This window comes from Pseudanabaena sp. 'Roaring Creek', assembly GCF_001402795.1.
Lineage (GTDB): Bacteria > Cyanobacteriota > Cyanobacteriia > Pseudanabaenales > Pseudanabaenaceae > Pseudanabaena.
In genome coordinates, this window is the sequence record NZ_LIRE01000157.1 from 1 (window position 1) to 14,278 (window position 14,278).

The following is a 14,278-nucleotide window of genomic DNA, read 5'->3' on the forward strand; positions in this document are numbered from 1 at the left end:
AAAAGCCTCGCTTAGCGAGGCTTTTACTGTTTTATTTCAGCGTAAACTGTTCTAAAAAGATTTAAAATCAAGGGGCGATTGTAATTCTGATAATGTCGATAGATTTTTTGTATAGAACTAAAATTTAAAAACTAAAATTTAAAAACCGAAATTCAAAAAACAAATTTGTAACACCTCATGCAAGGCACGCTCCGAGAAATTGACATCCATACTATTATCCACCTGATCGAGTGTGGGCAACGAACTGGTGAGTTGTTAATTGAATCCAGCACTGGAAAATTCTGGTTTTTATTTTTTGATAATGGCGAATTAATCTATGCTACCGACACTGATAGCAATTTGACTCGACTACAGGATTATTTGCATGGTTTAGGCTTAGACCACGCGCTCGACCGTTTGTCTAGCTCGAAACTGGGGATTAATGTTTTAGAATACGGACAAATTTGGGCGCTTCTAGAGGCTAATATCTTAAGCCCCGACCAAACTAAGTCAATTCTCGAAGGAACCATCCGCGAAGTCCTTTTTGATATTATCGGACTCTACCAAGGTACTTTTGTTTTTGAAATTAGTACGGCTCTTACGCCAAGGTTAACCAGATTTAAATTTTCGCAAATTAGTTCGCAATATTCGCAACAGCTTCAGACATGGAAGAAGTTTTATCCAGTATTGCAGTCCCTCGATCAATGTCCCATACTGCTCGATCGCGAAGCTTTGCCCCATCTAAGTGAATGGATCGATGGCAAAACGACGCTCCGACAACTGACCAGATATACGGGGCAAGATATTAGCCAGATCGGACAGCAGATCTATGATGCGATCGCCTTGGGACAAGTGACGATTAACCCTTTAGCTCTGAGTGCGCCCCAACAGGTTAAAGTTCAATCTCCACGTATTTTATGTATTGATGATAGTGTGACCATCTGCCGAGCGGTGGAGTATATTCTGCACAATCACGGCTTTCAAGTGATGGCGGTTTCCAGTCCGACGAAGGCTTTGAGTTTGATTTTTCAGCACAAGCCCGATCTGATTTTGTGCGATATCACTATGCCAGAAATCGATGGTTACGAGCTATGTGGAATGCTCCGTAAGTCTAGTGCCTTTGCTAAGGTTCCGATTATTATGCTGACAGGAAAAGATGGATTTATCGATCGCGTTAAAGCGCGGATGGTTGGGGCTACGGAATATTTAACTAAACCCTTTGGGGAAAAAGAGTTACTGACCACTGTTGAAAAATATTGCAAGCGCTAGTTTGACAATTTCGTGACTTGGCATAAAACTGCAAAGATGAGTGGCGGCGCGAAGCCCCGCCACTCATCTTTGCAGTTTTATGTCCTAAGCAAATTTTTCGGGTTTTGCTAGCTTTAATACCAAATCACAAAATGCCAAATCACAAAATGGCTACGCCATTTTGTGATTTGGTATTAATTGCCGTTGCCGATCAAGATGAATGCCGACCAAAAATAAGGATGCTGAAATTCATTGTCCTTGGTCTGCAATAAGCCGAGTTGAGCTTGGCGTAAAGAATTGATGATGTTGTTACCCTGTTGTAACTGGCTATAAAAATTTCCCATTAGTATCTGCGTTCCCCGATCGCTCACAGTCCAGAGCGAAGCGATCGCTGCTCGAGCTCCAGTTCGTTGAATCTGATAGCCAAATCCGAGAATTTCTTCGCCACTCCCAACTAATCCACCAATTGCAGTTTGGCAGGCACTTAAAACGATCAATTGGGTATGGGGCAGTTTCCATTCCCGTAATTCCCGTAAATTTAGGCGATCGCCATTGCCCATTAATACAAAGGAATCCTCAGGCGATCCGCTGACAAAGGCGGCATGGGTCGCTAAATGGATCAGATCGTATTCACCAAACTGGGTCACGGTATTATTGCGACTAAAGGAAGCATCAACTAATTTAGTTGTGTTGGGGAAGGTATCGGCAATTTTATCAATTTCTTTGGCGGCGAAAGGCAGTCCCGTAAAAGAGAACTTCTCATTACCTACTTCAAATTTGATGGAGCCTTGGGTAAAGGCGGCGGCGATCGCTTTGAGGGGGGCTTTGCTAATGGGCTGTCCGTTGATGAAACCAGAGGCGGTGAGGTAGTTAAAGCTAAAGCGCTCGATCAGCCATTGCTTACCGTCATAGAGAGCTGCAAGGGGAATATACCGCATCTGTCCATCGGGAGCATAAAGGAGTAGTTCGATCTTGGCGGTTTTTAGATCGGCTTCAATGGGTTTAATGAGATATTGATAAAGGCGTGAAGAGGAATCCTTCACATCGTTAGAGCTAGGGTCTTGCAAATCAGCGCGAAAATCTTGGAGTATTTTGGTAAAGTCTTGAGGCGCAATCGTAATAGAACGCAAAATCGGCGCTGATTTTGCAGGTAACAGGACTAAATAAAGTCGATCTTCAAAAAGTAATGGATAGAATAGGGCTGCCCGATCGCCAAATTTCTGGACATCGATCAGTAGCGATCGCGATGTGGCGAGATTGTCACTTTGCTGGGCACTGACCTGCTGGATTTGGGCGACTAGGGGAGAGCCATCCATGAGCGATTGCAGATCGCTTTTAACTGCCACCTGCTCGGGGGCAAAGAGAGTAATGCCCGCTGCCGTGCGCTCGTTACCCTTAACATCTCTCAGATAATCTTGAAGTTCTTGCACTTTTAACAGATCGAGAATTTGGATCGCTTCGTAAATGCGTCCCTGCTTTAGTAATAGTTGGGCGAGGTTGCGGTAGGTGTAGGCAACACTTTGCTTGTAGGCGGCGCGATCTTCACGGGGCAACATTCTGATCGATTGTCTAATTGCTTCGCGCACATTGACCGATTGCTTGAGAAAAGCGATCGCTAGTTCTATTTGTTTCCGTTGGGTGAGCAAATCCCCAATATTGGCAAGAACGACGGCTTCGGTACTGCGATCGCCAACTTCTCGCGCAATATTTAGAGCCTTTTGATAGGCGGAGAGAGCTTCTGTTTGTTTGTTGAGATTGGCATAGGCGCGTCCGAGATTGCTTGAAGTTACACCGATTCCCGTCCGATCCCTGACCTTCTCATATATGGTCAGAGCTTGTTGGTGCAAGGCGATCGCCTGCTCGACCTGCCCCAAACGTGAATAGGTACTCCCAATATTGTCAAGGGTAATCCCTACCCCTAGCTCATTACCGATGTCTTGATAGATGGCTTTAGCTTTTTGGAAAAAAGCGATCGCTTCTTTATATTTGCCACTATTGCTATAGAGCTGGGCGAGATTATTAAAATTATTGGCTTTGCCCGCATTAACGGTGACTTCATTACTCGCCGCATCCCCAACATTGGCTCGTACAGATAAACCTCGACTGGTGAGATTGGGATTGCTATTCTCCTCACCTAAAACATCGTATAGAAATTCTACTTCCGATTTTTTTAAGCCTGCAAAGTTCTCATTGGATAACTTGAAATAAATTTTGGTGGATTGATCGGCTAATTCTAAAGCGCGTTTATTTTGTCCGAGACTAAAATACAGGGCGCTCATATTATTGAGAATCGCGGATTCGTCTCCCTTATAGACAACACAGCAGGGAGAACGCACTAAGTCTAACGCTTGGTTATAGGATTCGAGGGCTTCAGCATATTGGGTCTTATTGGCATAGATCACGCCAATATTATTCAACGTTTGGACGCGTCCATAGTAGTCGGGAATTTCCGCAAGAATTGGTAATAATTGCTGATAACTAGCCAAAGCTAGATCGTATTGCGAAGACCGAAAATAAAGTGAAGCAATACTAGAAAGCGTCAAACTGATACTCGTGCGCAAAGAATCGCGATCGCTGGGTTTCTTTTGGAGGTGATCGCGAAAAATATTTAGAGCCTGTTGATAGGTGGATAAAGCTTGGGGATACTCTCTCTGCTTGTCATAGGTTTCCGCAATATATTGCAAGGTATAGGCAACATCCGCAGGATCGCTGTCGGGTAGTTTGACTAGCTCTTGAGCAATTTTGAGGGCTTGCTGAAAATAGGACATTGCTTTCTCATATTGCCCTGTTTTTAAATAGACATCTCCAAAGAAATTGAGCGTATCGCGTTCCCCCCAAGGGGATTTCCATTTCCGAAATAGGGCTAGTGCCTTTTGGAGATCGGCAATTGCCCCTTCAGGATCGCCCTTTTCTAAGCGATAGTGCCCCGATTGTTTGAGATTCACCGCCTCGGTAATCTCTTGCACCCGTAGATCTTCATTAGAGCTTTGGGCGATCGCCTCTAATCCCAGTAATTCCAGCTTGGGCATGATGACAGGCATCCCCACGACCGTTAGCAATATTCCTAAAACCGCACAATTACGAATTAAGCGCATAGTTATCTCCCTAGAAATAGGCTAAATATTAATTTTTCTGCTTGAGATAAGTGATTGGCATAATTAAAAATTAGAGGCATCATCTGTGATGCATTCAGCACTTGCACCAAAGGTTTTGTGGGTTTTATATTTAATTGCGCCCAGCCACTTATACCAAAACTAAAAATGGCGTAGCCATTTTTAGTTTTTTAAACTCTATTAGGCTTGGGTTTTAATTCACAAAAGTGTTGTCACACTTTCGTGAATTCGTATTACATCAATACTTAGCGAGACTTTGGTTTATCTTGTTGACTGCAGCGAAATCTTTGCGCCTCGGAGGTCTTTGCGTGCTTAGTTTTGCGACCGCTTACCCTTTCTCGCCACATCAGAAATGAGGAGCGTTTCATTGACTTACGCATGATTTTAATCACTTCAGATTCAGAAATGCCAAATTGGTCGTAAATCGTATCAAAGCTGGTGCGATCTTCCCATGCCATTTCCACAATGCGATCGAGATCGGCGGCAGTTATTGCTTCGTTTATCCTCTGTGTACCCATAAAGTTATCTAAAATTTTTGTTATAGCTATATTCACTTAAGTGAGGACATCAAACCCAATAAAGAGTTGCGGCGCTTTGCGCCGCAACTCTTTATTGGGTTGGTTTTATCCTTGTTTCCAATGGCGTGCTAACTGTTTCGCCTTTAGTCCCGATTCGATTACTTCGAGTAGTCTGGTCATACCCGTTGTATTGACGATTTCATAGGTTTTATTGGCTCGACGACAAGCTTCGATCGCTCGTTCGGTGAGGGAGTGACTGGCATAACCTGTCACGATAATAATTAAATCTCCACCTGCAATTTGGCTTTCACCCTGCGCGGCAAGTTGTAAGCCATCCTGCTCGGTATACCACATTAAATTAATTGCCGAATCGCGTAACCGATTCTTTACAGCCGTTTGCAAGCGATCGTGTCCTCCGAAGACTAATACCTTACCAATGAGATCGGTGTACAAAGCAGGGCGTTTTTCTGATTTGCGATGTCTGGCGTTAGGCTGTACATCAGGGGCGCGATCCACGCGGGAGCGATTTTCAAGAGCTTTGTTATAAATAAAGGTCAGGGTTTGTTCGTGACTGCCCCGAAGGCGTGCGACGGGTCCTTCTTCACTGTGGGAATTTATTTGATTGATCAGCGCCTCGACGACTTCTTCGAGGCAACCAATCGCTTTTAAGTCATTGGCATATCCTCGAACGGCGATCGAAGCGTCGGTAGCGCTAAAGAAATCGCGTTGTTCTTCGATCATCTCTAATAGATCTGCTTTTAATTCCTGTCGCCATTGAGCCGTTTGTTCGGTTATTCGTTCATCTAGTAGTCTTTCTTCACTGAGGATCAATTGGCGATCGGCGATCTGAGCGGCTAGGACTGGGGCTTCGGCGATTTCCTGTCGGATATCGGCAGCTTTTTTCTCTAGCCTTTGCTTAGTCTCACTGTCTTGGTGACCACCCTCGCGGCAATATTCTTGCAGCATTTGTTCGACCTTTGCCAACAGTGGTTTTAATCTTGCTTCAATTTGGGCTACTGCTTCTTGAATTTGGCGATCGCGCTGTTGCTGTAGGCGATTTTGTTCTAATTCTACTTTTGCCATGGTCAGCAAATCGCTAACCGATGCTTCCAGTTCATCTAATTCGGAAATATGCATATTTACTTATATTTGCCTATATTTACTTGATTTTAATAAGTCGAGAATTAAGTCGTGAGAAGTGACGTGAATAAGTAATTATAAGAAGTTATCGTCACTAATCTCCAATGTAACCTCTCACTCGCCTAAGTGTGTATTGTTTTATGCTTCAAACTGACATCAATCCTGCCGCCTATATCGATTACGCCCTTCTAGATCCATCCGCTAGTCATGAACAAGTTGATCGCGTATGTGAAGAAGCGGATCGCCTAGGATTTGCTAGCGTATGTGTATATCCCTGTAATGTTAAACGTACGACAGAGCGACTTCTCAAAACAAAGGTGGAAATTTGTACGGTGATTGGTTTTCCTAGCGGTGCAACCACATCAAACGTTAAGCTTTATGAAGCGATGGAAGCGGTAGAAAATGGGGCGACGGAATTAGATGTGGTGATTAACTTTGGATGGCTCAAAACGGGACAGACTAATTTATTGCATCAAGATATCGCGCAAATTTGTGAGGAGACGGGCAAACCCGTCAAAGCAATTTTAGAGTTGAGTTTGTTAACTGATGATGAGCGAGAACTCGCCGCCGAAGTATGCATGGATGCTGGCGTTGCCTTTTTGAAAACTGGCACGGGCTGGGCGGGAGCTGCCACCGTGGAAATGGTGAAATTTCTTAAAGAAATCTCGCGGGACAAAGTTGGTATTAAAGCTTCAGGGGGGATTCGGACGAGAGAGCAGGCGATCGCCTTAATCGATGCAGGTGCAACACGCATCGGTACATCCCACGCCGTGGCGATCGCCCATACAAAAAATTAATTTCCCAGTCCATAAATAGCGGTGCGGGGCTTTGCCCCGCACCGCTATTTATGGACTAGGAAATTTGCACAATTACTTACAAAAGTGTTGTCACACTTTCGTGAATTGGTATAAAACCTGTAGCGATCGCGCCGCGATCGCTACAGGTTTTTAATTTGGTTTTTAATTATGCCCAGCTCTTTACTAAATTAATTAGGAAAATAAAGGGGTTTTCAGAAACAATTTCCTATGTAATGGCATCAAATTGGCTATAAGGAGCTAAGTGCGATTGAAAGATAAAACTCTGACATCTGTAGAGTAATACCAATTCCCAAAAGTGTGGCTACACTTTTGGGAATTGAAAACCAAACCCAGTAAGAGTTTTAAAATTATAAAATGGCGTAGCCATTTTGTAATTTGGTATAAGGACTGTGGGTGCTATAGGTTTTGACTCTGGCTTTTAATTATGCCCAGCTACTCAGCCTTACATTTATCCTGTCCTGTTTGTCTGTCAATCCTAAACAATTTGCATGTAAATTCTTGATCCGTAAATCAAGACCTTAAAATAGAAATATAAACATCAAAATCTAAGCTGTGATACCAACTCTTGATGTCAAATATGCTTATTCGATGGCTCTGGGAATGCTAATCGCCTTGACAGGTGTTTCCCTTTGGCAGCGGTTTAATGTCCCCCCCGCCCGCGATATTCCCGAAAACAATGAAGCGACAAAAGTAATTGTTCCTCCCTTACCAGCTACCTTTACTCGTCCTAGTCTCAATGATGGCGAAAATATTGGTAGTCTTCGTGTTGGCAACCGTACGGAGCGATCGGTGCGGATTGTCCTATTCTCGCGAGTTACCTCTCAGAATGTATGGCAAGCGATCGAACCCCTGAATTGGGACTTTGCCCCCAATGAAGGCGGTAAAGAAGGCTTGTTGCTATCCTTACCAAATTACAAAATTGCGATCGGTAAAGGTGATGTAATTTTTGTCTTTGCTACGGATGGTTCCCGTACCTATTGGGGACCAAACATAGTCGGTGAAACAGATGCTCCCTTTTGGGACAACCAAAACAAAGAATGGAGTATGGTATTGCAACCTTAAGACAACGTGAATTCAAAATAATTTGAAACGGGATTTGGGAAAGGGGTTGCTACGCAACCCCTTTCCCAAATCCCAAAGGTAAAAGCCATGCTTAGCATGGCTTTTACCTTTGGGATTTGAAGATTGGTCAGCTTAACCAGAACTGACGTTAATAAGAGCATCTAAAGCGATCTAAACAAAAAGACTCTTGCAAAGCGAGAGTCTTTTTGTTTAGATGTTTTTTAGCTATCTGTTGGCTCTTTGCGTTTAATTAATGGCTTCGGCACAGGAGGACGGTCTTCGGAGAATTTTGGGCGTGGAGGATAGATCGAACTACTGCCACCATCACCCGCATAGGATGGCTTAAATGGGCGATCGCTATAGGGGCGATCGCTGCCATATTTTCTTGGGGCAAACTTGCCACCGCCACCACTGGGACGACCCTTCGATTGAGATCCACGTTTGCCTTTAGAGGGTATAATGCCGATGAATTCCCCATCAATAATGGTCAAAACATCTCCTTGTCGCTGGACGTTCACGCTCCAAAACTGACCCACGGCATCAGTGGGTAATAATCCTGAGAGTCTAACTTTAAACTTAGTGTATTCTTTGGTGACTTTATCTTTTTGCTTGTCAAACTTCTGCTCAGTACGGCGTACTTTAACGATGACAGCATTATCTTCAATAGACTGGCTTGAGATCTCTCCACGTACAGAGAAATAACCATCTTGAATATTAGGATCGACAGGTATATCTGTCTTTCCGAGTTCTACAGGAGCCCACACGCCAGATATCTGTACATGTAACTTACCTGCTTTATCATTGGTTCTAGGATATACAACCCACAAGTATTCGCGATCGCTTTGCAAACGTTTTTTTACAATCGAAATAATTTTGCCAAGTAATACAGCATCAACTTGAGAACCATCGGTCGTCAAGATGTGCCCTTTGGCAAAGTTATCTTCATTGGCAATATATTTCCCACTGATCACCCCAATGGCTCTGTACTGAAATGGTTCCGTTGCATCGGGTATTGGCTGCAAACAGACTTTCGTCTCTTGAGATTCTTCAGGGTTTTTATCTATGGTAGGTGGAATCTCCCCAGTCCGATTGGCGATCGGTGCTTTGATCCTTGCCACAGCAGGGATCACCTTAGGAACAGATTTAACTACTTCCTCTTTTTGAGGTACAGACTTAATCTCTTCAGGCTGATTGGAATCTGGAGCCTTTGGAGCAATAACTTTGACAACTTCTAATTTAGGCAAATCTTTAATCGGAGGTTTAGGTGTAACAGATTTTGGTGATTTAATACTTGAATCATCGGATTGGCTGGACTTATTGGTTTTACTCATCTGAACCTCCAGAAAAATAAGCTGTCTAATGCGGACTAGACCTTACTGAGCGATTGCTAGCGAAATATGTCAACCAATCAACAATAAATCATGCTCATACAATTAGTACAAAAACGATCGTAGTCGATAGCAATCTCAGTCAAACCTGAGATGGTTGCATATTTGAAACCTACCTAAACAAAGTTCCGCAAAAAAATGAAATATTAGGTAGTCCAACGTATCCCCGCACTAATGGGCTGAATAGCTATTATTGGTTTAGCAATGTAGCCAAATTTCACTTTAGCTCAAATACTTTAGCCTTTAGCTAATATGCATGTTTGCATATTTTAAATATCCTAACTCAAATAAGCATACACTGTTCTAAGTCTTACCTGCTAATACTTCCCTGAATACTTCATAGAATTTCATAGGGACTAAGTAACGTGAATTCGGGATGATTTGAAACGGGCTTTGAGAAAGGGTTTGCGTTGTAAATCCTTTCTCAAAGCCCCAAAGTCAGCGTTACATGAGCAATCCTTATGTTTTATAGATCTTTTAGATCTTTTGTTCGATTTGGTTGATTTGTTCTTTTGGGGTTGATTTGCTTTTTCGATCGATTGCTCGACTAATTGTATTAAGGATTTACAAAGGATTTGCGATCCCCACCAAATCAGCGCTTACGATACCTTTGTTCTTAAGTTCAGCAAAAATTGTCTTTACTTTGAGAATGCATCATATTTCGTTCATGGACGTTCATGAATAGAGAGGATTTTATGGCATCTGACAAGCAAAATTTTGGATTGATTGGTTTGGCTGTGATGGGTGAAAACCTCGCTCTAAACATTGAGCGCAATGGGTTTTCGATGAGTGTCTACAATCGAAGTCGTGATAAAACTGATAAGTTTTTAGCGACTCGTGCTGCTGGTAAGGATTTTAAAGGTACTTTTACGATCGCTGATTTTGTTGCTTCCCTAGAGCGTCCCCGCAAAATATTGATCATGGTCAAGGCAGGTGCGCCTGTGGATGCGGTGATCGAGGAATTAAAGCCATTCTTAGACGAAGGTGACATCATCATCGATGGTGGTAACTCGCTCTATAACGATACCGATCGCCGTACTGTGGAGCTAGAGAAAATCAATCTTAAATTCATTGGTATGGGCGTAAGCGGAGGTGAGGAAGGTGCGCTTAATGGTCCTAGTATGATGCCTGGCGGACAAAAGTCTGCCTATGCAGAAATCGAGCCGATTGTGACTAAAATCGCCGCTCAGGTTGATGATGGAGCCTGCGTTACCTATATTGGCAAAGGTAGTGCGGGGCATTACGTCAAAATGGTGCATAATGGCATTGAATATGGCGATATGCAACTGATTGCCGAAGCCTATGATCTACTCAGTACGGGTTTAGGATTGAACGCGGCGGAGTTGCATGACACTTTCACGGCATGGCGCACTTCTGAGCTTGATTCCTATCTGATCGATATTACGGCAGATATTTTTACGAAGGTTGACGATCTGACTGGGGATGCGCTAGTTAATAAAATTCTGGATGCGGCAGGTCAGAAGGGGACGGGGAAATGGACAGTACAAAGTGCCTTTGATTTGGGCGTACCGATCCCTACGATGATTGCGGCGGTAACCGCAAGGGTGATGTCCTCATACAAAGAAGAGCGAGTTTCTGCCTCTAAGGTTCTCAAAAGTTCGACCTCTGGTAAATATGAAGGCGATCGCCAAGAATTTATCGATGCTGTTCGCGATGCGCTTTATTGCTCCAAGATCTGTTCCTACGCTCAAGGCATGGCATTACTTGGGGCAGCTTCGCGCGACTTTGGCTACGACTTAAATCTTGGTGAAATTGCCCGCATTTGGAAAGGTGGTTGTATTATTCGCGCTGCCTTCCTTGACAAGATCAAGCTAGCGTTCCAACGCAATCCCCAGCTATCTAACTTGCTAGTCGATCCCGATTTTAAAGAAACAATTCTGACCAAGGAATCAGCATGGCGTAAGGTGGTAATTGCGGCGGCACAATTGGGTATTCCGATCCCCGCTTTCAGTGCCTCTCTCGATTATTTCGATAGTTACCGACGCGATCGCCTACCTCAAAACTTGACTCAGGCTCAGCGCGATTACTTCGGCGCTCATACCTACGAGCGTACCGACAAGCCCAGAGGTGAGTTTTTCCACACCGAGTGGATGAAGTAATCTAGACTTATCACTGAATTAAGCCAAAAAATCTAAGTGGCTAGGGCAATATATATTTTGCTCTTGTCACTTGGATTATACGGAGATATGCATCAATCTGAATCGAAAATCGCCTTGTTAATTGATGCAGACAACGCTCCTGCTTCTAAAATTGATGCAATCATATCTGAGATTGCAAAGTATGGCGTAGCAAATATAAGAAAGGCTTATGGAAATTGGAAAAATCCTTTGCTTAAAGCTTGGGAGGATAATTTACATGAATTTGCGATTCGCCCCATTCAACAGTTTGACTATACCAAAGGCAAAAATGCAACAGATGCAGCATTAATTATTGATGCAATGGATTTGTTGTACACCCAAAATCTGGATGCGTTTGCAATTGTTTCTAGTGACTGTGACTTTACTCCTTTAGTCATGAGAATTCTAACAAATGGCTTGAAAGTTTATGGATTTGGCGAAAAGAAGACTCCTCTGCCTTTTGTCTACGCTTGCTCAACCTTTTTATATTTAGAAAATCTAGGTCAAAATATTGATTTTGAAATTTCTAAGGAAGTAGAAAATGGGAAGAAAACAACTAAAGAGTTGAAACAAGATACAAAATTAACTAACTTGCTTAGATTAGCAGTTGTAAGTACCCAACAAGATGATGGTTGGTCTAGCTTAGGAGTTATAGGTGCTCATATTGCCAATCAAGCATCCTTCGACCCCCGTAACTATGGCTATACAAAGTTAAGTACTTTATTCGAGGCTGTTGATCTGTTTGAAATTGAACGAAGGAATAACATTATCTATGTTAGAGATAAACGCAAGTCTAAAAATCTAGATAAGAAGTAATGTTAAGAAGGCTGATGGGTTGGTAGATTGGTTAAATTAGGAAACAAGTAAAAATTTACGATCGCTCATACCTAGCTTTCTAATACGCTTCTTAAACAAATCACCTTAATCGGTAGTTCTATGAGTGATAATTTTGTCGGTGCTCTAGAGAGAAGGTAAATGTGGTTGTAGATTTTTAGATCTGAATCACATAAACTCAACATAAAATGAAAGTAAATTAAGACAGTAAAACAATGGCTGAAAGATGGACAGATGAGCGGTTAGACCGATTTGCTGACAAAGTTGATAGCTTAAGCAATGATATTCAGCAATTAATACAGGCACTTTACCTCGAACTACCAACAGTCAAAGCTGAGATAAACAGTGTCAGAGAGGAGGCAAAGGAGCAACGTGAAACTCTCCATGCTGAACTTGTAGAAATAAAGGAGATTACTAAACAGCAAGCCATTACATCCCAAATTCAAATCGAATCTCTTCACACCGAATTAATAGAAATTAAGGAAATTACCAGACAGCAAGCCATCATTGCTCAGACTCAAGCCGAGAGTATTAGACTTATGATTGAAATGCTAAATCGAAAGCAGGCTTAGTAATGATTGTTGAGGTGGATATGGGGAGATTCAGTTTTGATAATGCTATGGGAAATGTACTGATCGATATTGCTTAGGATAATAAAAAATAATGGTGGTGCTTTGCACCGTAATTATTTTGGGGATTTATAGTAAATCCAATTAAAAACTAGAGGGTTTTAGTCCTTAGATAGAGCAAATACAAAGACTTTCTAGACTCTAGTTCTTATTTGAAATTACTATAATTTTACTTTTTAAGTATGGAAATACATTTAAACAATGCTTAAAACAACTTTAAATTGCAAATTGGCTGAATATGATAAATTACATATCAACTATTAGTCATATATGGCAAGTTATATGAGATTTATCATTAGTTTATTATTGGCTTTCCTACTACTAGGACAACAGTTTAGCTATGCTGATTACCCTATTAAAGGTAAGTTTGTTGCTAATAATTGTGTGGCTTATGCTGGTATTAAAAATCAAAGTGAACCAGTAAGTCTTAAGGCTGGGGAAGCCTATAGTGCGACTGGACTAAATAAGCAAGATGGAGACTTTGTTGCAATTAAAGTCGATGGGATCAACAAATGGGTTGCCAAAAGTTGTGGCAAACTGAGCTTAAACGATCTCAATGGGGATATTCAGCCTACTGCTATTGCGCCTACTACTAAACCTACAGTAGCTGGCAATAGTAAAGAGGATAATGCCCAGAGTAATTTACAGAGTAATGTACAGAGTTGCCCTATTCAAGGTTGTGCCGATCGGTATTTGCTAGCTTTATCTTGGCAATCATCTTTTTGTCAAACCCACCCCAATAAGACTGAATGCATCAAACAATCACCAACTAGTTATGATGCAACTAATTTTACTTTGCATGGTCTTTGGCCAGATAAGCTTTCCTACTGCGGTGTGAGTTCAGATGATATCAATAGAGACGAAAATGGCAACTGGTCATCTTTGCCCCCTGTACAGACTGATGCTCAAACCCAAGCTGAGTTATCAAAGGTCATGCCAGGGCTCGTATCTAATTTAGATCGCCATGAATGGTACAAACATGGGACTTGTGATGGACGTAATGCAGATACTTACTACGATCTTGCCATTGGTTTAGTAGAAGAATTTAACGCTTCGCAGGTAAGAGATTTGTTTGCGTCTAATATTGGTAAGACTGTTACTCTAACGGATGTAAAACGGGCTTTTGATAGTAGTTTTGGTGACGGTGCTTCGGGTAGCTTAAACTTAAAATGTGGCAAAGAAGACAGTCTTGTGTCGGAAATCAGACTAAAGATCAAGCGTCCTCTGATTGGTCAAAAGCTAGCTGATGTGTTGGTTCCTAGCGGTGGACTATCTTGCGATCGCGTGATTGTTGATGCTGTTGGTTTGTAATTATTTTAGGACAAAAACAAAACCCAGAAGAGTGTTGCGGCGCGAAGCGCCGCAACACTCTTCTGGGTTTTATGTCTTAACTTATTTGGCTATAGCTATA

At 42.3% G+C, this 14,278-nt stretch carries 11 protein-coding genes; 7 read left to right on the top strand and 4 right to left on the bottom strand.

Annotation, left to right across the window (positions count from 1 at the left end; genetic code table 11):
• Nucleotides 1–177: 177 nt before the first annotated feature.
• Nucleotides 178–1,248 (top strand): response regulator, encoded by a 1,071-nt coding sequence (locus AC805_RS04825; protein WP_055074363.1) that lies wholly within the window; start codon nucleotides 178–180, stop codon nucleotides 1,246–1,248.
• Nucleotides 1,249–1,421: 173 nt separating this feature from the next.
• On the opposite strand, the gene AC805_RS04830 is transcribed toward AC805_RS04825, so the two are convergent.
• The 3 genes from AC805_RS04830 to AC805_RS04840 all read right to left on the bottom strand — a co-directional run bounded on the left by AC805_RS04830 (nucleotide 1,422) and on the right by AC805_RS04840 (nucleotide 5,995).
• Nucleotides 1,422–4,322 (bottom strand): CHAT domain-containing protein, encoded by a 2,901-nt coding sequence (locus AC805_RS04830; RefSeq protein WP_055074364.1) that lies wholly within the window; start codon nucleotides 4,320–4,322, stop codon nucleotides 1,422–1,424.
• 263 nt (nucleotides 4,323–4,585) lie between these two features.
• A complete protein-coding gene (locus tag AC805_RS04835) occupies nucleotides 4,586–4,858 on the bottom strand; it encodes a TIGR03643 family protein (protein WP_055074365.1) in 273 nt (90 codons plus the stop codon).
• Between the two features lie 105 nt (nucleotides 4,859–4,963).
• Nucleotides 4,964–5,995 carry a DUF2325 domain-containing protein gene (locus AC805_RS04840; protein ID WP_055074366.1) on the bottom strand — a complete coding sequence of 344 codons (1,032 nt, stop codon included), beginning with the start codon at nucleotides 5,993–5,995 and terminating at the stop codon, nucleotides 4,964–4,966.
• A 143-nt stretch (nucleotides 5,996–6,138) separates the two neighbouring features.
• On the opposite strand from AC805_RS04840, the gene deoC reads away from it, so the two are divergent.
• Together deoC and AC805_RS04850 are read left to right on the top strand one after the other, a co-directional pair.
• Nucleotides 6,139–6,795 (top strand): deoxyribose-phosphate aldolase, encoded by a 657-nt coding sequence (gene deoC, locus AC805_RS04845; protein WP_009628707.1) that lies wholly within the window; start codon nucleotides 6,139–6,141, stop codon nucleotides 6,793–6,795.
• Between the two features lie 573 nt (nucleotides 6,796–7,368).
• Entirely contained in the window at nucleotides 7,369–7,878 is a 510-nt protein-coding gene (locus AC805_RS04850) for a hypothetical protein (RefSeq protein WP_055074367.1), read from the top strand.
• Between the two features lie 221 nt (nucleotides 7,879–8,099).
• Here AC805_RS04850 and AC805_RS04855 read toward each other — a convergent pair whose 3' ends face one another.
• The gene (locus tag AC805_RS04855; RefSeq protein WP_055074368.1) at nucleotides 8,100–9,209 is read right to left on the bottom strand and encodes a hypothetical protein; all 1,110 of its coding nucleotides are present in this window, start codon (nucleotides 9,207–9,209) and stop codon (nucleotides 8,100–8,102) included.
• A 752-nt stretch (nucleotides 9,210–9,961) separates the two neighbouring features.
• On the opposite strand from AC805_RS04855, the gene gnd reads away from it, so the two are divergent.
• From gnd to AC805_RS04875, 4 genes are all read left to right on the top strand, one after another.
• Entirely contained in the window at nucleotides 9,962–11,386 is a 1,425-nt protein-coding gene (gene gnd, locus AC805_RS04860; protein ID WP_055074372.1) for a decarboxylating NADP(+)-dependent phosphogluconate dehydrogenase, read from the top strand.
• An 87-nt stretch (nucleotides 11,387–11,473) separates the two neighbouring features.
• Nucleotides 11,474–12,220, top strand: a complete 747-nt coding sequence (locus tag AC805_RS04865) for an NYN domain-containing protein (protein WP_055074369.1) — start codon at nucleotides 11,474–11,476, stop codon at nucleotides 12,218–12,220.
• A gap of 233 nt (nucleotides 12,221–12,453) precedes the next feature.
• On the top strand, nucleotides 12,454–12,810 hold the full coding sequence (locus AC805_RS04870) for a hypothetical protein (protein ID WP_055074370.1): 357 nt from the start codon (nucleotides 12,454–12,456) through the stop codon (nucleotides 12,808–12,810).
• Nucleotides 12,811–13,149: 339 nt separating this feature from the next.
• Entirely contained in the window at nucleotides 13,150–14,178 is a 1,029-nt protein-coding gene (locus AC805_RS04875) for a ribonuclease T2 (protein WP_055074371.1), read from the top strand.
• Nucleotides 14,179–14,278 lie beyond the last annotated feature (100 nt).

Coding starts and splice junctions, on each gene's coding strand:
- AC805_RS04865 (WP_055074369.1), top strand. CDS start 11,474: ATGCATCAATCTGAATCGAAAATCGCCTTGTTAATTGATGCAGACAAC.
- AC805_RS04840 (WP_055074366.1), bottom strand. CDS start 5,995: ATGCATATTTCCGAATTAGATGAACTGGAAGCATCGGTTAGCGATTTG.
- deoC (WP_009628707.1), top strand. CDS start 6,139: ATGCTTCAAACTGACATCAATCCTGCCGCCTATATCGATTACGCCCTT.
- gnd (WP_055074372.1), top strand. CDS start 9,962: ATGGCATCTGACAAGCAAAATTTTGGATTGATTGGTTTGGCTGTGATG.
- AC805_RS04830 (WP_055074364.1), bottom strand. CDS start 4,322: ATGCGCTTAATTCGTAATTGTGCGGTTTTAGGAATATTGCTAACGGTC.
- AC805_RS04855 (WP_055074368.1), bottom strand. CDS start 9,209: ATGAGTAAAACCAATAAGTCCAGCCAATCCGATGATTCAAGTATTAAA.
- AC805_RS04870 (WP_055074370.1), top strand. CDS start 12,454: ATGGCTGAAAGATGGACAGATGAGCGGTTAGACCGATTTGCTGACAAA.
- AC805_RS04825 (WP_055074363.1), top strand. CDS start 178: ATGCAAGGCACGCTCCGAGAAATTGACATCCATACTATTATCCACCTG.
- AC805_RS04835 (WP_055074365.1), bottom strand. CDS start 4,858: ATGGGTACACAGAGGATAAACGAAGCAATAACTGCCGCCGATCTCGAT.
- AC805_RS04875 (WP_055074371.1), top strand. CDS start 13,150: ATGAGATTTATCATTAGTTTATTATTGGCTTTCCTACTACTAGGACAA.